The sequence below is a fragment of the Streptomyces sp. NPDC001137 genome, from assembly GCF_040298885.1.
Taxonomy (GTDB): domain Bacteria; phylum Actinomycetota; class Actinomycetes; order Streptomycetales; family Streptomycetaceae; genus Streptomyces.
In genome coordinates this window covers 177,209-198,918 of the sequence record NZ_JBEPBA010000006.1, presented here as the reverse complement: position 1 = coordinate 198,918, position 21,710 = coordinate 177,209, and the positions used below count along the sequence as shown (strand labels likewise).

21 protein-coding genes are annotated in these 21,710 nt (G+C 70.1%); 4 read left to right on the top strand and 17 right to left on the bottom strand.

What is annotated here, in order from left to right:
- Window positions 1–165 precede the first annotated feature (165 nt).
- On the bottom strand, window positions 166–597 hold the full coding sequence (locus ABT254_RS14305) for a polysaccharide deacetylase family protein (RefSeq protein WP_351468509.1): 432 nt from the start codon (window positions 595–597) through the stop codon (window positions 166–168).
- 214 nt (window positions 598–811) lie between these two features.
- On the opposite strand from ABT254_RS14305, the gene ABT254_RS14300 reads away from it, so the two are divergent.
- From ABT254_RS14300 to ABT254_RS14290, 3 genes are read left to right on the top strand one after another with little or no spacing between them, the layout of a single operon-like run.
- The gene (locus ABT254_RS14300; protein ID WP_351468506.1) at window positions 812–1,885 is read left to right on the top strand and encodes a Rieske 2Fe-2S domain-containing protein; all 1,074 of its coding nucleotides are present in this window, start codon (window positions 812–814) and stop codon (window positions 1,883–1,885) included.
- A complete protein-coding gene (locus ABT254_RS14295; RefSeq protein WP_351468503.1) occupies window positions 1,882–2,061 on the top strand; it encodes a hypothetical protein in 180 nt (59 codons plus the stop codon). Before ABT254_RS14300 ends, ABT254_RS14295 begins: the two co-directional genes overlap by 4 nt.
- On the top strand, window positions 2,058–2,993 hold the full coding sequence (locus ABT254_RS14290) for a PDR/VanB family oxidoreductase (RefSeq protein WP_351468500.1): 936 nt from the start codon (window positions 2,058–2,060) through the stop codon (window positions 2,991–2,993). Before ABT254_RS14295 ends, ABT254_RS14290 begins: the two co-directional genes overlap by 4 nt.
- Window positions 2,994–3,094: 101 nt before the next feature.
- Here the strand turns inward: ABT254_RS14290 and ABT254_RS14285 are convergent, their stop codons facing one another.
- The 16 genes from ABT254_RS14285 to ABT254_RS14210 form a co-directional block, all read right to left on the bottom strand.
- Window positions 3,095–5,236, bottom strand: coding sequence for a discoidin domain-containing protein (locus ABT254_RS14285; RefSeq protein ID WP_502971979.1), 2,142 nt, complete (start codon window positions 5,234–5,236; stop codon window positions 3,095–3,097).
- A gap of 74 nt (window positions 5,237–5,310) precedes the next feature.
- Complete coding sequence (locus tag ABT254_RS14280) at window positions 5,311–6,891, bottom strand: glycoside hydrolase family 13 protein (RefSeq protein ID WP_351468494.1); 1,581 nt, start codon at window positions 6,889–6,891, stop codon at window positions 5,311–5,313.
- Between the two features lie 30 nt (window positions 6,892–6,921).
- The gene (locus ABT254_RS14275) at window positions 6,922–7,800 is read right to left on the bottom strand and encodes a carbohydrate ABC transporter permease (protein ID WP_351468491.1); all 879 of its coding nucleotides are present in this window, start codon (window positions 7,798–7,800) and stop codon (window positions 6,922–6,924) included.
- Window positions 7,797–8,753, bottom strand: a complete 957-nt coding sequence (locus ABT254_RS14270) for a carbohydrate ABC transporter permease (protein WP_351468489.1) — start codon at window positions 8,751–8,753, stop codon at window positions 7,797–7,799. Before ABT254_RS14270 ends, ABT254_RS14275 begins: the two co-directional genes overlap by 4 nt.
- A gap of 4 nt (window positions 8,754–8,757) precedes the next feature.
- Window positions 8,758–10,107, bottom strand: a complete 1,350-nt coding sequence (locus ABT254_RS14265) for an ABC transporter substrate-binding protein (protein WP_351468486.1) — start codon at window positions 10,105–10,107, stop codon at window positions 8,758–8,760.
- A 109-nt stretch (window positions 10,108–10,216) separates the two neighbouring features.
- On the bottom strand, window positions 10,217–11,212 hold the full coding sequence (locus ABT254_RS14260; RefSeq protein ID WP_351468483.1) for a LacI family DNA-binding transcriptional regulator: 996 nt from the start codon (window positions 11,210–11,212) through the stop codon (window positions 10,217–10,219).
- A gap of 58 nt (window positions 11,213–11,270) precedes the next feature.
- The gene (locus ABT254_RS14255) at window positions 11,271–11,942 is read right to left on the bottom strand and encodes a GntR family transcriptional regulator (RefSeq protein ID WP_351468480.1); all 672 of its coding nucleotides are present in this window, start codon (window positions 11,940–11,942) and stop codon (window positions 11,271–11,273) included.
- Between the two features lie 41 nt (window positions 11,943–11,983).
- On the bottom strand, window positions 11,984–12,985 hold the full coding sequence (locus ABT254_RS14250; RefSeq protein WP_351468477.1) for a proline racemase family protein: 1,002 nt from the start codon (window positions 12,983–12,985) through the stop codon (window positions 11,984–11,986).
- Window positions 12,986–13,003: 18 nt separating this feature from the next.
- Complete coding sequence (locus ABT254_RS14245; protein WP_351468474.1) at window positions 13,004–13,894, bottom strand: dihydrodipicolinate synthase family protein; 891 nt, start codon at window positions 13,892–13,894, stop codon at window positions 13,004–13,006.
- The gene (locus tag ABT254_RS14240) at window positions 13,891–15,303 is read right to left on the bottom strand and encodes an FAD-dependent oxidoreductase (protein WP_351468471.1); all 1,413 of its coding nucleotides are present in this window, start codon (window positions 15,301–15,303) and stop codon (window positions 13,891–13,893) included. Before ABT254_RS14240 ends, ABT254_RS14245 begins: the two co-directional genes overlap by 4 nt.
- Window positions 15,293–15,595 carry a (2Fe-2S)-binding protein gene (locus tag ABT254_RS14235; RefSeq protein WP_351468469.1) on the bottom strand — a complete coding sequence of 101 codons (303 nt, stop codon included), beginning with the start codon at window positions 15,593–15,595 and terminating at the stop codon, window positions 15,293–15,295. The genes ABT254_RS14240 and ABT254_RS14235 overlap by 11 nt, the downstream gene beginning before the upstream one ends.
- Complete coding sequence (locus ABT254_RS14230; RefSeq protein ID WP_351468466.1) at window positions 15,592–16,743, bottom strand: NAD(P)/FAD-dependent oxidoreductase; 1,152 nt, start codon at window positions 16,741–16,743, stop codon at window positions 15,592–15,594. The genes ABT254_RS14235 and ABT254_RS14230 overlap by 4 nt, the downstream gene beginning before the upstream one ends.
- Window positions 16,744–16,836: 93 nt before the next feature.
- Window positions 16,837–17,652, bottom strand: a complete 816-nt coding sequence (locus ABT254_RS14225; RefSeq protein WP_351468463.1) for an ABC transporter permease — start codon at window positions 17,650–17,652, stop codon at window positions 16,837–16,839.
- A 47-nt stretch (window positions 17,653–17,699) separates the two neighbouring features.
- Complete coding sequence (locus ABT254_RS14220; protein ID WP_351468461.1) at window positions 17,700–18,563, bottom strand: ABC transporter permease; 864 nt, start codon at window positions 18,561–18,563, stop codon at window positions 17,700–17,702.
- A gap of 4 nt (window positions 18,564–18,567) precedes the next feature.
- Entirely contained in the window at window positions 18,568–19,767 is a 1,200-nt protein-coding gene (locus ABT254_RS14215) for an ABC transporter substrate-binding protein (protein WP_351468458.1), read from the bottom strand.
- Window positions 19,768–19,794: 27 nt separating this feature from the next.
- Window positions 19,795–20,832 carry an ABC transporter ATP-binding protein gene (locus ABT254_RS14210; RefSeq protein WP_351468455.1) on the bottom strand — a complete coding sequence of 346 codons (1,038 nt, stop codon included), beginning with the start codon at window positions 20,830–20,832 and terminating at the stop codon, window positions 19,795–19,797.
- A 103-nt stretch (window positions 20,833–20,935) separates the two neighbouring features.
- Between ABT254_RS14210 and ABT254_RS14205 the strand changes: the two genes are divergently transcribed.
- Window positions 20,936–21,694 (top strand): FadR/GntR family transcriptional regulator, encoded by a 759-nt coding sequence (locus ABT254_RS14205; protein WP_351468452.1) that lies wholly within the window; start codon window positions 20,936–20,938, stop codon window positions 21,692–21,694.
- The last annotated feature ends 16 nt before the right edge of the window (window positions 21,695–21,710 follow it).

Sequence of the window (21,710 nt, the reverse complement as noted above, 5' to 3'; positions counted from 1 at the left end):
GGAAGGGTCCGGTGGCGCCCATGTGAAAGTCGTCGGTACGCGAGGGGTGCCGCGGTCCGTGTGCTCAGGGCAGCGCATCCGACAGTCGTACGAATGTGTGACCGAGGGCCAGCAGTCGGGGCACTGCGGCGGTGATGCCCGCGGCCGTACCGCCCTCCGGGTGGTTCATGTGGCAGATGACGACGGAGCCCACGGGCGCGGACCCCACCGTCGTACGGACCTGCTCGGGGCTGAAGGTGGGTTCGCCCGGTTGCCGGCGATCTCCTCGTGGACCTCGGCGGCGTCGCGGGTGCCCGGGATGCCGTAGGCGGAGCGGCCGGTCACGGAGAGGGGGAGGTGGCGGGTGCCATGGTTGGCGATCTCGAAGAGCGGCTCGGCGGCCAGTCGGCGGAAGACGGACGGATTGGCGTCGATCCAGCGGGAGTTGATGAACAGAGTCGCCGGTATCTCCCGCCTGCGCAGGAAGTCGATCAGGGCACGGTCGTAGCCACTGCCACCCCGGCCGCCGCAGGCGTCGAAGGTCAGCGCCGTGCCCCGATGACCGGCGGGGAGCCGGTGCACCACACCAGGCCCGTCGAAGCCCCTGGCGTGCGGCACGGCGTGACCGTAGCGGGCGACGATCTCGAACCGGACAAGCCTTGTCCAGGAATCCTTTGCTGATGGTTTCCCGGAACACCTCCGACCAGCCCTTTCACGGAACCCCTTCCGCCTGGCAGAAGCCGCCTTGCGCACCCACCAAGGCCGTCACGAATCTGAGTCCAACCACGGCACGCGGGGCGACGGCGCCCCGCCGACAGGGACGGGAACCCCTATGCCTCACATGACCGCCTTTGCCAGGAACCAGTGGTACGTCGCCGCCTACAGCCACGAGGTCGGGCGCGAGGAGCTGCTCGGCCGGACGATCCTCGGTGAACCGCTCGTGTTCTACCGGACGGAGGAGGACGGGACGCCGGTCGCCCTCGCCGACCGCTGTGTGCACCGCCGGTTCCCGCTGCACGAGAAGCCCAGCCGGCTGGACGGCGACAAACTCGTGTGCGGCTACCACGGGTTCACCTACGACACGACGGGTACCTGCGTGTACGTGCCGGGCCAGAAGCGCATCCCGCGCACCGCCCGGGTCGCCTCCTACCCGGTGGCCGAGCTGGACTCCCTGGTGTGGGTGTGGATCGGCGACCCGGCCCTCGCCGATGCGCAGACCATCCCCCGGGCCCGGCACCTCGACGCGCCCGGCTGGGTGACCGTCCGCGGCATGGAGCCCATCGACGCCGACTACGGGCTGCTGGTCGACAACCTCCTCGACCTCTCCCACGAGACGTATCTGCACGGCGGTTACATCGGCACCCCCGAGGTCGCCGAGACTCCGATCACCACCGAGGTCGACGAGGGCGCGGGCATCGTGCGGGTGAGCCGGCACATGGACGACGCCGAGTGCCCGCCGTTCTACGCCAACTCCACCGGTATCCAGGGCCGGATCACCCGCTGGCAGGACATCGAGTACCACGCGCCCTGTCTGTATCTGCTGCACAGCCGCATCGCGCCGGTGGGCGTGCTGCCGGAGGCCGACGGCAGCGACCCGAACGGCTTCCACACCGAGATCACCTACGCCATCACCCCGTCCACGGACGGCAAGGTGTACGACTTCTGGGCCGTCTCGCGCGACTGGGCGACGGAGGACGCCGAGGTCACCGAGTTCATGCGGAGCAACAACCACACCGTGGTCATGCAGGACGTGGTCGCGCTCAACCTGCTGCACAAGACGCTCGGCACGGAGCGGACCGGGTACCAGGAACTCAGCATCAACATCGACACCGGCGGCCTCGCCGCCCGCCGTATCCTCGCCCGGCTGGTCGAGGAGGGCGACAAGCCCGTGGAGAAGGTCCTGTGAGCAGCTCCACGGGCGAGATCTACCGCATCGACTGGCTGCCGGGCACCGACATCCTGCACGGCACCTGTCACTGCGGCGCCGAGCACAGCGCCCAGGACCCGGTCGAGATGTGGGAGTGGATGCTCGGCCACCCCGAAGGACACGAGCCCGCCGCGCCACGAGGAAACAGCTCATGACCGTGTACGAAGCCGAACTCGTCGTCGACAGCCGGGAGTTCGCGGCCGACGGTGTGCTCGCCCTCACCCTGCGCCACCCGCTGGGCGAGGACCTGCCGGCCTGGGAGCCGGGCGCGCATGTCGACGTCGTGCTCGGCCCGGAGCTGGAGCGGCAGTACTCGCTGTGCGGAGATCCCGCGGACCGTTCGGTGTGGCGTATCGCCGTGCTGCGGGAGCCGGACGGGCGCGGTGGATCCGCCCATGTGCACGAGCAGGTCGGGCAGGGCGACAAGGTGCGGGTGCGCGGGCCGCGCAATCACTTCCGGCTGGAGAGCGCGCCGCGTTACCGGTTCGTGGCGGGCGGGATCGGCATCACCCCGATCCTTCCGATGCTGGCCGCGGCGGAGGCGGCGGGCGCCGAGTGGACGCTGCTGTACGGCGGCCGCACCCGCGACTCCATCGCTTTTACCGAGGAGTTGGAGCGGTACGGCGACCGGGTGAAGGTCTGTCCGCAGGACGAGAGCGGGCTCCTCGACCTCGGTTCGGTGCTGGACGACCTGCCCGAGGGCACACTCGTCTACTGCTGCGGTCCCGGACCGCTGCTGGACGCGGTCGAGGAGCGCTGCCCGCCCGAGCGGCTGCGCGTCGAGCGGTTCTCGCCGAAGGCCCAGGAGGACGGCGGGAACACCGCGTTCGAGGTCGAGCTGGCGCAGAGCGGCCGTACGGTGACGGTCGCGCCGGACGTGTCCGTACTGGATGCCGTCCGTGCGGCCGGCGTGGAGGTGCTGTTCTCCTGCACGGAGGGCACCTGCGGCACCTGCGAGACCGACGTCCTCGACGGCACCCCGGACCACCGGGACTCGGTGCTCAGCGCCGAGGAGCAGCAGAGCGGGGAGACGATGATGATCTGTGTGTCCCGCTGCCGTGGGAAGAAGCTCGTGCTGGACCTGTGATCCCGAGGTCGGCACGCTCCCGATCGACGATGGCGCCCCCTGACGCAGCAGCCGTCAGGGGGCGCGCCGGTTGCACACCCGGGTGGCACCGCAGGACACGGTCAGGGAGCCAGATAGGCCTCCACCTCGCTGAACTGCCCTGCGGGCCAGCCCGTGTTGGCGCTGACGGTCAGCCGTAGATGGCGCAGGCTGGTGCCGGCCGGCAGGGAGACGGTGGCGGTGTTGCCGGTCGCCGGGTCGAAGCGGTAGCCGGTGGATCCGACGACGGTGGAGTAGGTCGAGCCGTCGGTGCTGCCCAGTACGGTGATGGTCTGGGTGCGGGCGCCCCAGGCGGTCGACGGCGGCAGCTTCAGCACCAGTCGGCGCACGGCCTGCGTGGAGCCGAGGTCCACCGTCCAGGACTGCGGGAAGGCGTTGTTGGTCGACTCCCAGTAGCTGTTCGCGTCGCCGTCGACCGCCTTGCCCGGCGTGTAGACGTCCTGCGAGCCGGTGGCGGTGGCCGGGCGGCCCTTGGCGAGGTTGCGGTTCGGGTCGGGGTCGGGGTTGCCCTGGCCGGGCTGCGGCCAGGTCGAGCAGTCGGCCCAGGTGCTGCTCCAGCCGGAGTTGCCGCCGCCGTCGGTGAGGGTGAAGGTGCCGGAGCCGGACGGGTAGGGGCAGTTGTAGACGCCCGCCGCGCCGACCCCGGTGGCCTGGACGTTGCTGAACTTCGCCGAGCCCTGCGTCTCCGCCTGGACGACGACCGTGCCGGTGTTCTTCACGGTCGCACCGCTGACGATGACGTTGCCGGCCGGATAGCCGTGCCCGCCGCCGGAGACGAACTCGAAGGCGCTGTACGGGCTGTCGGTGACAGTCGTGTTGGTGATGTTCACGGTGGCGTTGACGGCGCTGTCGTAGGAGTCGACGCGCAGCGCGCCCATCGGATGGTTCCAGTTGGGGTTCATCGCTCCGGTGCGCACGAGGGTGTTGCCGTCGACGGTGATGGTGCCCGCCAGCGGGGAGAACGGGTCGAGGAACTTCTGGTTGGAGATCGCGATACCGCTGCCGAGGGCGTTGGTGTCGGAGACCAGGTTGTTCCTGACCGCGATGTCGGTGCCGCCGTAGATCGCGATGCCGTTGGCGAGGTTCGGCTGCGAGATGGTGTTGTTCTCGAAGCTGGAGTCGGTGTCGGCGGAGTACAGCGACCACATGGCGAGCGAGTCGTCACCCTGGTTGCGCAGGAAGTTGTTCCGGACGCGGACACCGCGCGCGTTGCCGTTGAGGTTGAGGCCGTCGGCGGTGGTGTCGAGGATGCGGTTGTTCTCGACGACCAGGTTGTCGTTGTTGCCCATCAGCCAGAGGCCGACCTTCATGTGCTGGATCCACATGCCGGAGACCGAACTTCCCGGCCCCAGCGAGCCGTTGACGAAGTTGTCCGGGTTGGAGTCGACACGCTCGGTGACCTCGCCGATCACCGCGAAGTCCTTGATGTGCACACCGCCCGACGAACTCGACTGGTCGATGAAGCGGGAGGTGTGCACGACGGAGTACCAGCTGCCGGCGCCTTGCAGGGTCACGTTCTGGACGCCGCTGAGCGAGGACGTCAGCCGGTAGTCGCCCGGCGGGATCCACACCACTCCCCCTTGCGCGGCGGAGATCGCGTCCCGGAAGGCCTGTGTGGAGTCGCCGTTGCCGCTGGGGTCGGCGCCCTTGGAGGTGACCGAGACCGAACCGGCGGGCTGGCCGGCGGCAGCGGCGACCTGCTCGAAGTCGGCGACGTCGACGGTGACCTGAGTGCCGGTCGACTGGAGGGCGATCTTGTCACCGGCCTGGACGTTCTGGCCGAGCAGCAGTCGGGCGTTGTCGAAGAAGTGGTGGGTCTTGGCGCCCGGGATCCAACCGGTGTCGATGTACGAGTACTTGGAGGTGACCGCGAGGGTCTTGGTGATCTTCTGGCCGTTGACGTACACGTCGAGCGTGCCGGACTGGCCGTCGGGGACGCTGTAGGAGACGTTCACGGCGTTGGCCGCGCGCGGCACGGTGAACTCGACGCGCTGGCCCGGGGCGAGACGTACCGCCTGGCGTCCGGAGGCCTCGGAGGCGAGGGTGCCCTGGGTGTAGTCGGGGCCGATCCGGGTGCCGGTGGTGCTCGCGGACTCGGCCTCGACCGAGGTGAAGGGCAGGGTGGCGCCGGAGGCCGCGTGCGCGGCGGGAGCCGTGGCGGTGAGCAGACCGGCGGAGAGGGCGACGACCACCGCTGATGGCATGCCCCTGACAGTCCTGTGCATGTGCTGATCCCTTCGGGGTGGGGGTGCGGGATGGGGGGAGGGTGCGGTGCGGCTCAGACGCGCAGCCAGACCGCGGTGTCCTTCGGCAGTCGTCCCTCGGCGTCCAAGGGACCGCTGGCGAGCAGGAATGGGGAGCCGGCGGGAAGGTCGAGAGGGGTGTCGGCGAGGTTCACCAGGCACCGGGCGCCTGCCCGGGTGAAGGCGAGGACGCCCTCGGGTGCGGGCTCCCAGGTGAGCGGCCCGTCCCCGAACACCCGACGCAGCCCGATGGCCGCGCGGTAGAGAGCCAGCATCGAGCCGGCGTCCGCGTCCTGCCGGTCGACGGCGTACGACGTCCAGTCGGCCGGCTGCGGCAGCCAGGGCTCCTCGCGGCTGCCGAAGCCCGCGTACGGCGCACCGGCCGTCCAGGGCAGCGGCACCCGGCAGCCGTCACGTCCCGGATCGGCGCCGTTCGACCGGAAGTGCATCGGATCCTGGATGCGGTCGAGGGGGATGTCGGCCTCGGGCAGGCCCAGCTCTTCGCCCTGGTAGACGTAGACCGCGCCGGGCAGGGCGAGTGACAGCAGGGCGGCCGCGCGGGCGCGCCGGGTGCCGAGGGCGAGGTCGGCCGGGGTGCCGAAGGTCTTGGTGGCGAAGTCGAAGCCGGTGTCCGTGCGGCCGTAGCGGGTGACCGTGCGGGTGACGTCGTGGTTGCACAGCACCCAGGTGGCGGGGGCGCCCACGGGTGCGTGCTCGGCGAGGGTCTCGTCGATCGACGTACGCAGCCTGCGCGCGTCCCAGGGGCAGGTCATGAAGGCGAAGTTGAAGGCCGTGTGGAGTTCGTCGGGGCGCAGATAGCGGGCGAAGCGTTCGGTGTCGGGGAGCCAGACCTCGCCGACGAAGATGCCGTCGTACTCGTCGGCGACGGCGCGCCAGGAGCGGTAGATGTCGTGGAGTTCGTCCCGGTCGACGTACGGGTGCGGGTCGCGGCCCTCGGTGAAGTCGGGCAGGGCCGGGTCCTTCGCGAGGAGGGCGGCCGAGTCGATGCGGACCCCGGCGACGCCCCGCTCGAACCAGAACCGCAGGATGTCCTCGTGCTCCTGGCGGACCGCCGGGTGGGCCCAGTTGAGGTCGGGCTGTTCGGGGGCGAAGAGGTGCAGGTACCAGTCGCCGTCGGGCAGTCGGGTCCAGGCGGGGCCGCCGAACTGGGACGTCCAGTCGTTGGGCGGGAGTTCGCCGTGGCTGCCGCGGCCGGGGCGGAAGTGGAACAGTTCGCGTTCGGGGCCGCCGAGGAGGGCGGCGCGGAACCAGGGGTGCTGGTCGGAGACGTGGTTCGGGACGATGTCGACGATCGTGCGGATGCCGAGCTCGCGGGCCTCGGCGATCAGCTTCTCCGCCTCCGCGAGAGTGCCGAAGGCCGGGTCGATCGCGCGGTAGTCGGCGACGTCGTAGCCGCCGTCCTTCATCGGAGACAGGTACCAGGGGCTGAACCACAGGGCGTCCACGCCGAGTTCCGCGAGGTAGGGCAGTCGGGTGCGGACGCCGGCGAGATCGCCGGTGCCGTCGCCGTCACCGTCGGCGAAGCTGCGGACGTAGACCTGGTAGATGACGGCGGAGCGCCACCACTCCGTGGGGGCATGGCGGGGCTGTCCCACTGTGCTTGCCTTTCTGTCGGAGGGAGGGCGTCAGCCCTTGGTGCTGCCCGCGCCGATCCCGGCGATGATGTGCCGCTGGAAGAGCAGGAACAGGGCGACCATCGGGATGCTGGCGATCACCATCGCGGCGATCAGCACGATCAGTTGGATGTTCTGCGACAGCTGGACGAGTGCCACGCTGATCGGCTGTTTCCCGGTGTCGGAGAAGACCATCAGCGGCCAGAGGAAGTCCTGCCAGACGGCGACCAGCGCGAAGATCGACACGACCCCCAGGACCGGCCGCGACATCGGCAGCACGATCGACCACAGGGTGCGCAGCTTCCCGGCGCCGTCGATCTCCGCCGCCTCCAGGACGTCTCGCGGGAGCTGGTCGAAGAACCGTTTGAGGAGATAGAGGTTGAAGGCGTTGGCGACGGCCGGAAGCCAGATGGCCAGGGGGTCGTTGAGCAGGCTGGTGTGGATCAGGGGAAGGTCGGCGACGGTCAGGTACTTCGGTACGACCAGCGCCTGCGCCGGGACCATGAGCGTGGCGAGGATCCCGCCGAGGATCAGCTTGCCGAAGGCGGGCCTGAGCCTGGACAGGGCGTAGGCGGCCGCCGTGCAGAGGACGAGCTGGAACAGCCAGGCACCGGCCGCCTGGACCACCGTGTTCCACAGGTGCTGCGGCAGCTGCATGAGGTCCCAGGCGTCGGTGTAGCCGCCCAGGCGCCAGTGCTCGGGGACGATGGTGGGCGGGGTCCGCGCCACCTCGTCCGGCGACTTCATCGCGCCGGTCACCATCCAGTAGACGGGGAACAGGAAGGCCAGCGCGAACAGGGCGAGGACGACGGTGAACACCGTCCAGTACAGGGCCTTCCCGCGCGGCCGGGCGAGCGTCGCAGGGGAGACGAGGGTGCGGGTGGCGCTCACGCGTCCTCCTCTCCGGAGCGGGTCAGGCGCAGGTATACGGCGGAGAAGGCGCCGAGCAGCACGAGGAGCATGACGCTGAGCGCGCAGGCGCCGCCGAAGTCGTTGTAGAGGAAGGCGTACTTGTAGATCAGGTAGAGGACGGTGACCGTGGCGTTCTCCGGGCCGCCGCCCGTGATCACGAACGGTTCGGTGAAGACCTGCATCGTCGCGATGATCTGCAGGAGCATCAGCATGAGGATGACGAAGCGGGTCTGGGGGATCGTCACGTGCCGGATGCGCTGGAGCAGGTTGGCGCCGTCCAGTTCGGCGGCCTCGTACAGCTCGCCCGGGATGGACTGGAGCGCGGCCAGATAGATCAGGACGGTGCCGCCCATGTTGGCCCAGGTGGCCACGACGACCAGGGAGATGAGCGCGGTGTCGGTGCCGTTGGACCAGTTCGAGGTGGGCAGGTGCAGAAAGCGCAGTGTCTCGTTGGCGAGGCCGGCTCCGGGGTCGTAGAACCACTTCCACAGCAGTGCGCTGACCACCGGCGGGATCATCACCGGCAGATAGACCACGACTCTGAAGAAGGCTTTCCAGTGGCGCAGTTCGTTGAGGACGAGGGCCAGTACGAAGGGGATCGCGAAGCCGAGCAGCAGGGCGAGCAGGGTGAAGGTGAGCGTGTTGCGCCAGGCGGCCGTGAACTCGGGGTCGTGCCAGACCCGGGTGAAGTTGGCGGTGCCGACCCACTCGGGCGGCGAGCCCGGCGTGTACTTCTGGAAGGCGATCACGACGGCGCGGATCGCCGGGTACCAGGAGAACAGGGCGAAGCAGACGAGGCCGCCGAGGAGGAAGGCGTAGGCGCGGGCCTGGTCGGCGAGGCGGCGCCGTCCCCGGCCCCCTACCGGGGACGGCGCCGGGACCGGGTGGACGGCGGCAGTCCGCACGGGTTGCCGCTCGGCCGTCTTCGTCATCTCGTCAGCCCCGCGCCAGGATGCCGTCGATCTTGCCGGAGGCGTCCTTCAGCAGCTGGTCGATGTCGGCGTCCTTCTTGGTGAGGACGGCGGAGACGGCGGAGTCGAGGACGGAGTAGATCTGCTGGGCGTCCGGCGGCTCGATCTTCAGCTGGAGGCTGTGGTTGCCGTCGAGGAAGGCCTGGTAGTTCTCCACCGGCACATTGGCGTTGGCCTTCTTGACCTGCTGGTCCTTGGTGTCGGCGGCGCCGGTGAACAGGCGCGGCTCGGGCAGTCCGACCGGGGCGTTCGCCTTCTTGGCGCGTGCGTAGTCGCCGAGGAAGCCCTTGCCGGGGGTGAGGAACATGTGGTCGAGCCACTTCAGTCCGGCGCGGATCTGGGCGGGCGTGTCGTGCTTGTTGAACATGTAGCCGTCGCCGCCGATGAGGGTGCCCTTGCCGCCGGGCATCGGGCCGAGGGCGAGGTCCTTGTAGTTGCCGCCCTTCTCCTTCACCAGGATCGGGATGTTGTCGGGGGCCGAGAGATACATGCCCAGCTTGCCCGAACCCATCATCTGCTGCACGTCGTTGATGACCAGGAGCTGCTTGCTGCCCATGGAGTTGTCGGCCCAGCGCATGTCGTGCAGGTTCTGCAGCACGGCATGGCCCTCGGGGGTGTCGATGGTGGCCTTCTTGCCGTCGGCGCTGACGACGTCGCCGCCCTGGGAGTACAGCTCGGCGGTGAAGTGCCAACCGCCCTGGTTCTGGGCGCTGTAGTCGGCGTATCCGACGGTCCCGTTGCCGAGTGCGGCGATCTTCCTGGCGTCGGCGCGGACCTCGTCCCAGGTGGCCGGGGGCTTGTCGGGGTCGAGGCCGGCCTTCTGGAAGAGCCTCCGGTTGTAGATCAGGCCCATCGAGTAGCCGGTGCGCGGGACGCCGTAGATCTTCCCGTCGACGGTGTAGATGTCGCGCAGCTGCTTCTGGATGGTGCCGTAGCTCTTCAACTCCTTGAGGTACGGCGTGAGATCGGCCGCCTGGCGGATGTCGACGACGTGCCTGGCGTCGGTGAAGTACGTGTAGAAGACGTCCTCCATCTGACCGCCGGCCAGCTTGGCGTCGAAGGTCTTCGGGTCCTGGCAGGGGAACGCGTCGTGCGCGACGACGTCGATGTCCGGGTGCTGCTTCTCGAAGGCGGCGACGTCCTGCTCGAAGAACCCGCGGTCGACCTTGGCGCTCTTGGGCGGTTCGCAGTTGACGGTGATACGGGTCTTTCCGCTCGCCGATCCGTCGCCGTCCGATCCGCAGGCGGAGGCGGCGAGGGCGAGAGTACAGACGCTGAGCGCGACGAACGTACGGCGGAACCCGGTGCTTCTCATCGGTGACCCCTCGTGGCAGGAGCGGTGGGCGCCGCACACTCAAGCACCGCCGACATCGGTCCGCAAGATGTCGCGCAGAATCTGTAATTATTCGACAGAGAATCGGATCTCAGGGACGAGGGGCTTGCGCGGTCGATCCGCGCACCACCAGCTCCGGCTCGAACAAGAGCTCCTCGAGGGGTACGGAACCACCGCCGACCTGCGCGTTCAGCAGCTCCACGGCCGCCCGGCCCATCGCCTCGATGGGCTGGCGGACGGTGGTCAGGGGCGGCTCGGTGCAGTTCATCAGCGCGGAGTCGTCATAGCCGACGACCGAGACCCGGCCCGGCACGTCCAGTCCCTTGCGGCGGGCGGCCCGGATGACGCCGAGGGCGAGCGGGTCGCTGGCGCAGATGAACCCGGTGACACCGCGGTCGATCAGACGGGAGGCGGCCGCGTGACCGCCCTCGATGGAGAACATCGCGCGCGCGACATGCTCGTCCGGGAGGTCGGCGAGGGTCCTGGCGGCGGCCAGTTTGCGGGCCGACGGAACGTGATCGTCCGGTCCCAGCACCAGTCCGATCCGCTCGTGCCCGAGCGAGGCAAGGTGGCGCCAGGCCTGCTCCACCGCCACCGCGTCGTCGCAGGACACGCCCGGGAAACCGAGGTCCTCGATGGACGCGTTGACCAGTACCACCGGGATCTTGCGCTCGGCGAGCCGCCGGTAGTGGTCGTGCGGGGCGTCGGCCTGGGCGTACAGACCGCCGGCGAAGACCACGCCGGAGACCTGCTGTTGCAGCAGCAGCTCCACGTAGTCCGCCTCGGAGACGCCGCCTTTGGTCTGCGTGCACAGCACCGGGGTGAGGCCGAGCTGGGCGAGGGCGCCGCCGATCACCTCGGCGAACGCGGGGAAGATGGGGTTCTGCAGCTCGGGCAGGACGAGTCCGACGAGCCGGGCGCGCTCGCCGCGCAGCTGCGTGGGCCGCTCGTAGCCGAGGACGTCCAGGGCGCTGAGCACCGCCTGCCGGGTGGCCTCCGAGACCCCGGGCTTGCCGTTCAGCACCCGGCTGACCGTGGCCTCGCTGACCCCGACCTTCTTCGCCACCTCAGCAAGTCGTCGCGTCATACGTGCAAGAATAACGCAAGAAATGCAAGTCGTTTGCGTAATGGGCGTTCCGGGGCTGTCAGTGGGCCGCCCATATCCCCCGGACGTGCCCGAGGTGCCGGGTCATCACCTCGCGCACGGCCTCGGCGTCGCGGGCGAGCAGCGCGTCGAGGAGTTCGAGGTGCTCCTCGGCGGAGGCCTTCAGGCGTCCGGTCTCGACCAGGGCCGTCAGTCCGTACAGCCGGGAACGCTGCCGCAGGTCCCTGACGACTTCCACGAGATGGTCGTTGCCGGCCAGGGCGAGCAGAGTGAGGTGGAAGTGCAGGTCGGCCTCGACATAGTCGGTGAGGTTGCCTTGCGCGGCCGAGGTGACGATCTCCGTGGCGAGCGGGCGCAGCGCCTGCAGGTCGTCGAGGTCGGCGGTGGTCGCGAGGCCGACGGTCGTCGGGATCTCGATCAGGGACCGGATGTGGGTGTACTCGTCGAGCTGTTTCTCGGAGACCTCGGTGACCCGGAACCCCTTGTTCGGGACGATCTCGACCATGCCCTCCTTCACCAGTTCGAGCATCGCCTCACGCACCGGAGTCGCGGAGACGCCGAGGCGGGGGGCGAGGGTCGGCGCCGAGTACACCTGACCGGGGCGCAGTTCGCCGGAGATCAGCGCGGCCCGCAGCACGTCCACGACCTTCTCCCGGAAGTTGGGCTTCCTGCCACCGAGCGAGGGAAGGGCGGGGCGGTGCTGCTGGGCCATCGTGATCGTCCTCCTTGGATTACCGGACATTATCGGGCCGCCTACAGGACGAACCCCGCGGGGAACGGGTCCTCCGGGTCGAGCAGGTACTGGGCGGTTCCGGTGATCCAGGCGCGCCCGGTGAAGCTGGGCAGGACGGCGGGGCGGCCCGCGACCTCGGTGGTGCCGAGGAGACGGCCGGTGAAGCGGGTGCCGATGAAGGACTCGTTGACGAACTCGGTGTGCAGGGGCAGTTCGCCGCGCGCGTGCAGCTGCGCCATGCGCGCACTGGTACCGGTACCGCAGGGTGAGCGGTCGAACCAGCCGGGGTGGATCGCCATCGCGTGCCGGGAGTGGCGGGCGTCGGAGCCGGGAGCCAGCAGGTGGACGTGGTGGCAGCCGCGGATGGACGGGTCCTCGGGGTGGACCGGCTCGTCCTCGGCGTTGATGGCGTCCATCAACGCCAGCCCCGCCGCGAGGATGTCGTCCTTGCGGGCACGGTCGAAGGGGAGGCCGAACTGGTCCAGAGGGAGGATGGCGTAGAAGTTTCCGCCGTATGCCAGGTCATAGGTCACCGACCGCCCGTCGGCCAGCGTCGCCTTGCGGTCGAGCCCCACCGCGAACGACGGCACGTTTTTCAGCGTCACCGACCTGGCCGCCCCGCCCTCCACCGCCACCTCGGCGACCACGACTCCGGCCGGGGTGTCGAGGCGGATGGTGGTGAGCGGTTCGACGACCTCGACCATGCCGGTCTCGACGAGCACGGTCGCGACTCCGATCGTGCCGTGCCCGCACATCGGCAGATAGCCGGACACCTCGATGTAGACGACACCCCAGTCGCAGTCGTCCCGGGTCGGCGGCTGGAGGATCGCACCGCTCATCGCGGAGTGTCCGCGCGGCTCGTTCATCAGCAACTGCTTGATGTCGTCGCGGTGTTCGCGGAAGTACAGCCGCCGCTCGTTCATCGTCGTGCCGGGGATGGTCCCGATCCCGCCGGTGATCACGCGGGTGGGCATGCCCTCGGTGTGCGAGTCGACGGCGTGCAGGACGAGTCTGCTGCGCATGGCCTGCCTCCTTGTGGGTCACGCGAGTCCGGCGGCGACGGCCTTCTCGGTGGCCGCCCGTACGACGGCCTCCTGCTCGGGCAGCAGCGGCATACGGGGCGGCCGCACCGGCCCGCCGTGCCGCCCGACGATGTCCATGGACAACTTGATCGCCTGCACGAACTCCACCTGGGAGTCCCATCGCAGCAGCGGATGCAGCTGCCGGTAGAGCTGGTTCGCGGTGGTCAGATCGCCGTCGACGGCCGCGTGGTAGAGCTCCACACTCGCGGCCGGCAGGGCGTTCGGATAGCCGGCCACCCAGCCCTTCGCACCCGCGATCGCCAGCTCGAGGAGGACGTCGTCGGCACCGATCAACAGGTCGAGTTCCGGGGCGAGTTCGGCGATCCGGTAGGCGCGCCGGACGTCCCCGGAGAACTCCTTGACGGCGCGGATGTACCCCTCGCCGTGCAGCTTGGCGAGGAGTTCCGGTACCAGGTCGACCTTGGTGTCGATCGGGTTGTTGTACGCCACGACCGGCACGCCCGCCTTCGCCACCTCCGCGTAGTGGGCGAGCACCGATCGCTCGTCGGCGCGGTAGGCGTTGGGCGGCAGCAGCATCACCGCGTGGCAGCCGGCGTCACGGGCCTGCTCGGCCCAGCGGCGGGACTCCGTGGACCCGTACGCGGCCACCCCGGGCATGACCCGCTGCCCGCCGATCGCGGCGACGGCCGTCTCGACGACCTTGGCTCGTTCCTCGGGGGTGAGCACCTGGTACTCCCCCAGCGAGCCGTTGGGGACGACGCCGTCGCAGCCGTTCTCGACGAGCCAGGCGCAGTGCTCGGCGTACCTGTCGTGGTTCACCGTGAGGTCGTCGTTCAGCGGCAGCGCGGTGGCGACGAGGACTCCGCGCCAGGGACGGTGGTCGGTCATGAGGATCCTCTCCCGGTGGGGTGCGTGTCCTCGCGGGCGAGGACACCGAGTGGTACGGGACGTGCGAACGGCCTTCTGGACGGGGCAAGTCGACATCCGGCGAGCCCGGCGACCGCGGGTGCGCACACCCGGCCCTGGCACCAGCCCATGCCGGCCCGGGTCAGCAGCTTCACCGTGCGGATGTCACCGGCGCCGAGCTCCGCGACGGCCTCGCGGATCGCGGAGCCGGTGACCTCCTCGCAGCGGCACACCACGGTGTCGTCGGTGATCAGCTCGCTCCAGTGGGCGGGCGGCGCGTACACGGCGTCGAGCGCGGCGGCGAACTCCCGTAGCCGGCTACGGGTCTTGGCGGCCCGCGCCCACTCGCGCGGGTCCGGTGCACGGCCCGCGAGCCGGGCTGCGGCCGAGCGTCCGGCGATGTGGCCCTCGGCCAGTGCGAGGGCCGAGCCGCCGATGCCGGTGGTCTCGCCCGCCGCCCAGACGCCGGGGACATCGGTGCGCTGCTCGCCGTCGACCTGCACGTTCATACCGTCGAGGCGGCAGCCGAGCGTCTCGGCGAGATCGGTGTGCGGGAGCATGCCGTGGCCGACGGCGAGGGTGTCGCAGGCGATGCGGCGGGCGGTGGCGGGCCGGACCCGCCCCTCAACGTCGAGCGCGGCGACGGTCACCGCCTCCAGCCGCTCGGTGCCGTGCGCCTCGACCACGGTGTGCCGGGTGAGGGTGCGCATGCGGTGCCGGAGCAACCGGGCCGCGTATCCGGCGCCTTCGGCGAGCTTGCCCGGTTGGGCCGCGAGCGTCCGGGACCGTCGTACGAACCCCCTGGGATCGGCGGATTCGACCAGCGCGGCAATCCGCACTCCGGCCGCGGCGAGGCCGGTCGCGACCGGCAGCAGCAGCGGCCCGGTGCCGGCGACCACGGCGGTACGTCCGGACACGGCGAGGGTTCCCTTGAGCATGGCCTGGGCGCCGCCGGCGGTGAGGACGCCGGGGAGGGTCCAGCCGGGGAAGGGCAGCACCTTCTCGTAGCCACCGGTGGCCAGGAGCACGGCGTCGGCGTGCACGGCGACCGGGTCCTCCTGCTCGGGGCCGAGCAGGGCGTGCACGGTGAACCGGTCCGCGTGCCGTTCGACGCACCGGACGTGATGGTCCGTCAAGTGCGTTACCGCGCCTGCCTTTACGTGTGTGTCGAGCCCGTCCCGCAGTCGCGTCCAGGTCCGCCAGTCGTGGTGCAGCGCCTGCGGGCGGTGCGCGCGCAGTTCGGCGGCGGGCTGCCGGTAGAACTGGCCACCCGGTTGTCCGGCCGAGTCGAGGAGCGTGACGCGCACCCCGTGCGCGGCGGCGGCCACGGTCGCGGCCAGGCCGGCCGGGCCCGCCCCGATGACGGCGAGACGGGGTCGGTCAGTCGTCATGGCCTCTCCCCTCCTGGGTGCGGATCGCGTCGCCCGGCTGCAGGGAAACGAGACAAGCCCGTTGATTGTGGCGGTCGTTGACAGTCACCAGACAGTCGAAGCAGACGCCGATCCCGCAGAAGACGCCGCGCGGGCGGCCTCCGTCCCGGGTGGTGCGCCAGGAGGTGACGCCCGCTGCCCAGAGCGCGGCGGCGACCGTCTGGCCGGGCAGCGCCTCGATCTCCCGGCCGTCCAGCGTGACCGTGAAAGCCGGGCGCGGGTGGGCCTGTGCCAGGTCCAGTGGGGAGCTCACGGGGTCTCCTCGGGGAAGCGGTCGGGGCGGAACGGTGCCAGGTCCAGGTCGGGTGTCTTCGCGGTCAGGGTCTGGGCGATCAGGTGCCCGGTGCCGGTCGCTAGCCCGATGCCCGCGCCCTCGTGGCCGCAGGCGTGGAAGAGGCCCAGAACGCGGGGATCGGGGCCGATGGCGGGCAGATGGTCGGGCATGTACGGGCGGAAGCCGGCGTACGAGCGGATGGCGCGGACGTCGGACAGGAAGGGGAACAGCCGGATCGCGCCGGCCGCGAGGGCGCGCAGGGCCGGCAGCGAGAACGACCGGTCGAAGCCCACCCGTTCACGGCTCGCGCCGATCAGGACCGGTCCCGCGGCCGTGCCCTCCACGACCGGCGAGGTCTGCAGCGCGGCCGAGTCGCTGGCCACGTCGGCCACGTAGTCGGCGGCGTACACCTTGTGGTGGACCCTGCGCGGCAGCGGTTCGGTGACGAGGACGAAGCCGCGCCGCGGGAGGACGGGCAGGCCGGTGCCCGCGAGGGCGGCGAGTTCGGCGCCCCAGGTGCCGGCCGCGTTGACCACGGCCGGAGTGTGGATGTCGCCCCTGTCGGTACGAACTCCCCGTACCGCCCCGTCAGTTGTCCGCAGGACCTCCGTCACCGTCCGGCCGGTGAACAGGCGCGCGCCGGAGGCCCGGACGAGGTGGGCCGCGGCCAGGGCGGGCATGACCTGGGAGTCCTGCGGATAGTGGACGGCGCCGGGCAGACCGGGGGCCAGATGGGGTTCGAGTTCGTACAGTTCGGTGCCCGCGACAGTCGTGGCGGTCACCCCGGCGGCTCGCTGCCCGGCGGCGAAGTCCTCCAGCGCGACGAGTCCGCCCGGGGAGGTCGCCACCACCACGCCGCCCTTCGCCTCGTACTCGATGGCCTCCCCGAACTCCTGCGCCAGTTCGACCCACAGGCGCCGGGAGAGCAGCGCGAGGTCGAGTTCCGGGCCGGGCTCCTTGTCGGAGACGAGGAGGTTGCCCTCCCCCGCCCCGGTGGTGCCGCCGGCCACGGGGCCGCGGTCCACGACGACGACGTCGAGGCCCGCGCGGGAGGCGTAGAGGGCGCAGGCGGCACCTGTCATACCGGCTCCGACGATCACGACATCGCAGGTCAGTGGCTGACTCACGGCAGTACTATGTCACATACCACTGATTCTGAACATGGTGCGCACACGGTCGGCCGCAATCACACGAACGCCATGGGCCCCGCCGGGGTGCGGTCAGACCCGGCTTCCGGTCGCCGTGTCCGCCGACAACCGCTGGGCGACGTAGATCGGAACCACCGAGAGCAGGACGAGCACCGCCGCCACCACGTTCACCACCGGTGCCTGCTGCGGGCGGGTCATGTTGTTGAAGATCCAGATGGGGAGCGTCTCGACGCCGGGCCCGGCGGTGAAGGTCGTCACCACGATCTCGTCGAAGGAGAGCGCGAAGGCGAGCAGCCCGCCCGCGAACAGCGCCGAGCGCACCAGCGGGAAGGTGACGTCGGCGAAGGCGCGGAAGGTGTTGGCACCGAGGTCCATGGCCGCCTCCTCGTAGGAGCCGGCGGTGCGCCGCAGCCTGGCCACGACGTTGTTGAAGACGACGACGATGCAGAAGGTGGCGTGTCCGACGACCACCGTGAACAGGCCGAGGCCCACGCCGAGCGGCGCAAGTACCGTGCCGAAGGCCGAGTTGAGGGCGATGCCCGTGACGATGCCGGGCAGGGCGATCGGCAGGACGACCACGAAGGAGACGGCGTCGCGGCCGAAGAACCGGTGCCGGGCCACGGCGAAGGCGATCAGGGTGCCGAGGACCAGGGCGATCGCGGTGGCGCCGAGGCCCGCTTTGACGGAGACCCAGAGGGCTTCCCGCGCACCGGAGTTCCGCCAGGCGACGGACCACCAGTGCAGGGTGAGGCCGGGCGGCGGCCAGCTCGCGCTGCGGTCGGGGTTGAGGGAGTTGACGAGGACGAGCAGCAGCGGGACGTAGACGACCGCGAAGCCGAGACCGGCGGCCGTGCGCAGGGCGATACGTGCGGAGCGGGTCAGCGGCATGCGACAGGGCACCCGCTTCCACTGGAACGTGACATGGCACAGACCTTTCAGAGGCTGCTCAGCGCACCCGTGCGCCGCATCGCCAGCAGGTACACCACGATGACCACGACCGGCACGGTGCCCAGCGCAGCAGCCATCGGCAGGTTGAGTTCGATGTTGGAGTAGACGACGTTGCCGATCAGCTGGGTCTTGCCGCCGACGATCTGCACGGTGATGTAGTCGCCGAGGCTGAGCGAGAAGGTGAAGATCGACCCGGCGGCGACGGACGGCAGCACCATCGGCAGCACCACCGACCGGAAGGTCCGCCAGCCCCGGGCGCCCAGGTCGGCCGACGCGTCGAGCAGGTTGGCGGGCAACTGCTCCAGCGCCGTGTGGATCGGCAGGATCATGTACGGCAGCCACAGGTACGTCAGTGTCAGCACCGTGGCCGGCAGGCCGAAGCCCGGCCCGCTCAGCCCGAACGGTTTCAGCATCCAGTCGGCGAGCCCGCCCTCGGACAGGATCAGCCGCCAGGCGTACACCTTCACCAGATAACTCGCCCACAGCGGCGTGAGGATGGCGACGACCAGCAGCGGCCGCCACCTGGGCCTGGCGACCCGGGCGGTGTAGAAGGCCACCGGGAAGGCGATCACCGCGCACAGGGCGGTGACCGCGAGGGCCACGCCGATGCTGCGGAGGATGACCTGGCGGTACACGGGTGTGGTGAGCAGCTCGTGGAAGTTGTCGGTCGACCAGACCTTCACCACCTCGGAGGTGAAGGAGTTCGTCGTCCAGAAGGCGGAGGCGAACAGCACGCCGAGCGAGCCGAGATAGAGCACGGCCAGCCACAGCAGCGGCGCCGTCAGCAGCAGCGTCAGCCGGAGGCGGGGGCGGCGGTGCAGCGCCCCCGCGGTCCGGGTCGATGCGGCCATGGACTCAGCCCTTGATCTCGGTCCAGGCCTGGACCCACTTCGCGTAGGGCACGCACTTGACGTCCGTCCGGCCGTCGAGGCACTGCTCGATGGGCGTGTTCCAGAAGGCGATGTTCTTCCAGTAGCTCTCGTCGGCGGCGTGATAGGTGGTGCAGAAGTTCTTGTCGCTGGTCAGGTCGCACGCCTTGGAGTTGGCTGGTGCCTCGCCGAAGTACTCGGCGACCTGGGCGTTGACCTTCGGGGAGACGATCCAGTCCAGCCATTTGTAGGCACAGTTGGGGTGCTTGGCCTTCGCCGAGACCATCCAGGTGTCGGACCAGCCGGTCGAACCCTCCTTGGGCACGAAGGCCTTGACCTTGGCGCCCTCGCCGGCGGCGAGGTTGGCGATGACCTGCCAGGTGGTGCCGACGACGGAGTCGCCGCTCTTGAAGGCGGAGATCTCCTTCAGATAGTCGCTCCAGTACTCGCCGATGTCGGCGTTCTGCTTCTTCAGCAGGGCCACGGCGGCGTCGAACTGCTTCTGGTCGAGCGCGTACGGGTCCTTGATCTTCAACTCGGGCTTGGTGGCCTTGAGATACAGGGCGGCGTCGGCGATGTAGATCGGCGAGTCGTACGCGGTGACGTGGCCCTTGTACTTGGCGGCGTCGTCGAAGACGGCGGACCAGGAGGTCGGGGCCGGGGTGACCTTCTGGGTGTTGTACATCAGCAGGTTGGCGCCGCGGCCGTGCGGGATGCCGTACATCTGGCCCTTGACGGAGTTCCAGCTGCCGTTCTTCAGGCCGCTGAAGATGTCCTTGTAGTTCGGTACCAGCTTGGTGTTGACGGGGGCCGCGTCACCGGAGGCTATGAGGCGCAGGGAGGCGTCGCCCGAGGCGGAGACGGCGTCGTACTCGCCGGTCTTCATCAGTTTGACCATCTCGTCGGAGCTGGCCGCGACCTTGGAGTTGACCTGGCAGCCCGTCTGTTTCTCGAAGGGGGTGACCCAGTCGACCTTGGGGTCGTTGGAGCCGTCCTCGACGTAGCCGGCCCAGGCGATCAGGTTGACCTTGCCCTCCGACTTGCCGAGTTTGGTGGGCGCCTTGAGGTCCGGGGGGTTGAGGCCGGTGGCCGAGGAGCTGCCGTTGCCGGAGGACGAGCAGGCGGTGGCGGCCAGGAGCAGTGCGGCGGTGCAGGCCGCGACCTGGAGCGTTTGGGTGGGGCGCACGACGTTCTCCCTACGGGACAAAGGGCTTCAGCGGGCGTCGGGGACCTGGACGGTGTGGCGGTGGTGCCATTGCAGGCGCACCCGGGTGCCGCGGTAGGCGGCGACGTCCTCGGCGGAGGTCTCCAGGTTCTGCTGGAGCGCGGTGAGGCGGCCGCCGGCGTCGAGGTCGACGAGGAAGCGGGTGGAGTCGCCGAGGTAGACGACCTCGGCGACGGTGCCGGTGGCGGTGGCGTGGTCCGGCTGGTCGGCCTCCGCGGACTCCTTCAGGACGCGGATCTTCTCGGGTCGGATGCTGTAGACGCCGGGGGTGCCGACGACGCGCTGCGCGGATTCGCCCTCCAGCAGGTTGGAGGTGCCGACGAAGGAGGCGACGAAGGGAGTCGCGGGCCGTTCGTAGATCTCGGCGGGGGTGCCGACCTGCTGGACGCGGCCCTGGTCGAAGACGGCGATGCGGTCGCTCATCGTCAGGGCTTCCTGCTGGTCGTGGGTGACGAAGACGAAGGTGATGCCGACCTCGCGCTGGAGCTCCTTGAGCTCGACCTGCATCTGTTCGCGCAGCTTGAGGTCGAGGGCGCCGAGCGGCTCGTCGAGCAGCAGCACCCGGGGGCGGCCGACCAGGGCACGGGCGAGGGCGACGCGCTGCCGCTGGCCGCCGGAGAGCTGGGCGGGGCGCCGCTTGCCGAAGCCTTCGAGGCGGACCTCCGCGAGGGCCTTTCGGGCGCGGACCAGGCGCTCGGGCTTGGGCACCTTGCGGATCTTGAGGGCGTAGGCGACGTTCTGCTCGACGGTCATGTGCGGGAACAGGGCGTAGTCCTGGAAGACGGTGTGCACGTCCCGCTCGAAGGGGGCGAGGCCGGTGACCTCCTGGCCGGCGAGTTCGATGCGGCCGGCGGTGGGGATCTCGAACCCGGCGATCATGCGCAGGACGGTGGTCTTGCCGGAGCCGGAGGGGCCGAGCATGGAGAAGAACTCGCCGTCCCGGATCTCCAGGTCGATCCCGGCCACGGCGGTCGTCTCCCCGAAGGACTTCCGCAGATCCTGCAGCCGGATCGCAATTCCCTCCATGGACGGGAACCTTTCTGGCGTTCTCGTACGTTGCTACGTTGCACGGAAAGATATGAAGTCATAGTTCAAAGCTCAAGGCCCCCTTAGGGTAAAGCTTGAGTCAATGCACGAGGTGGTGGCCGTGAAGCAGCAGCAGATGACCGGCGGCGCCCGCAGAGCCGTCTTCACCCCGGTCGACAGCCGGGCTCGGGTCGACGCGGTCGTCCGGCGGATCGGCGACGCCATCGAGCTCGGGCTGCTCGCCGACGGTGAGCAGCTGCCCGGCGAGAGCGAGCTGGCCGGGCAGCTCGGCGTGTCCACGGTGACCCTGCGCGAGGCGCTGATGGCCCTTCGCCAGCAGGGCCTTGTCACCACCCGCCGGGGCCGCGGCGGCGGCTCCTTCGTGTCCCTGCCCGAGGTCCCCGGAGAGGAGCGGCTCAAGGTGCGGCTGCGCGGCTGGAGCACCGAGGAGCTGCGCGACCTCGGCGACCACTGGGCGGCCCTGTCGGGCACGGCGGCCCGGCTCGCCGCCGAGCGCACGGAACCGGACGATCTCGTACAACTGAGGCGTACGGCCGAGGAGTTGACGCAGGCGGCGGATGCGGCCGCCCGCAGCCGCGTCTACGGCCGCTTCCATGTGGAGCTGGCCGCCGCCGGGCAGTCCGCCCGCCTCACCCGGGAACAGGTCGCGCTGCAGACCGAGATCGGGGCGCTGCTGTGTCTTGTGCTCGGGGACGACGAATATCGTGAAGAGGTGGCGGACCGTCACCGCTCCGTAATCTCGGCCGTGCAGGATGGGGCCCACGAAACGGCCAGGGAACTGGCCGAGCGGTGCGTCCAGGACTCCACGGCGCGGCTTGTCGCCCTGCGCCTGACCCTGTAGGCGCCGCGACCGGTCC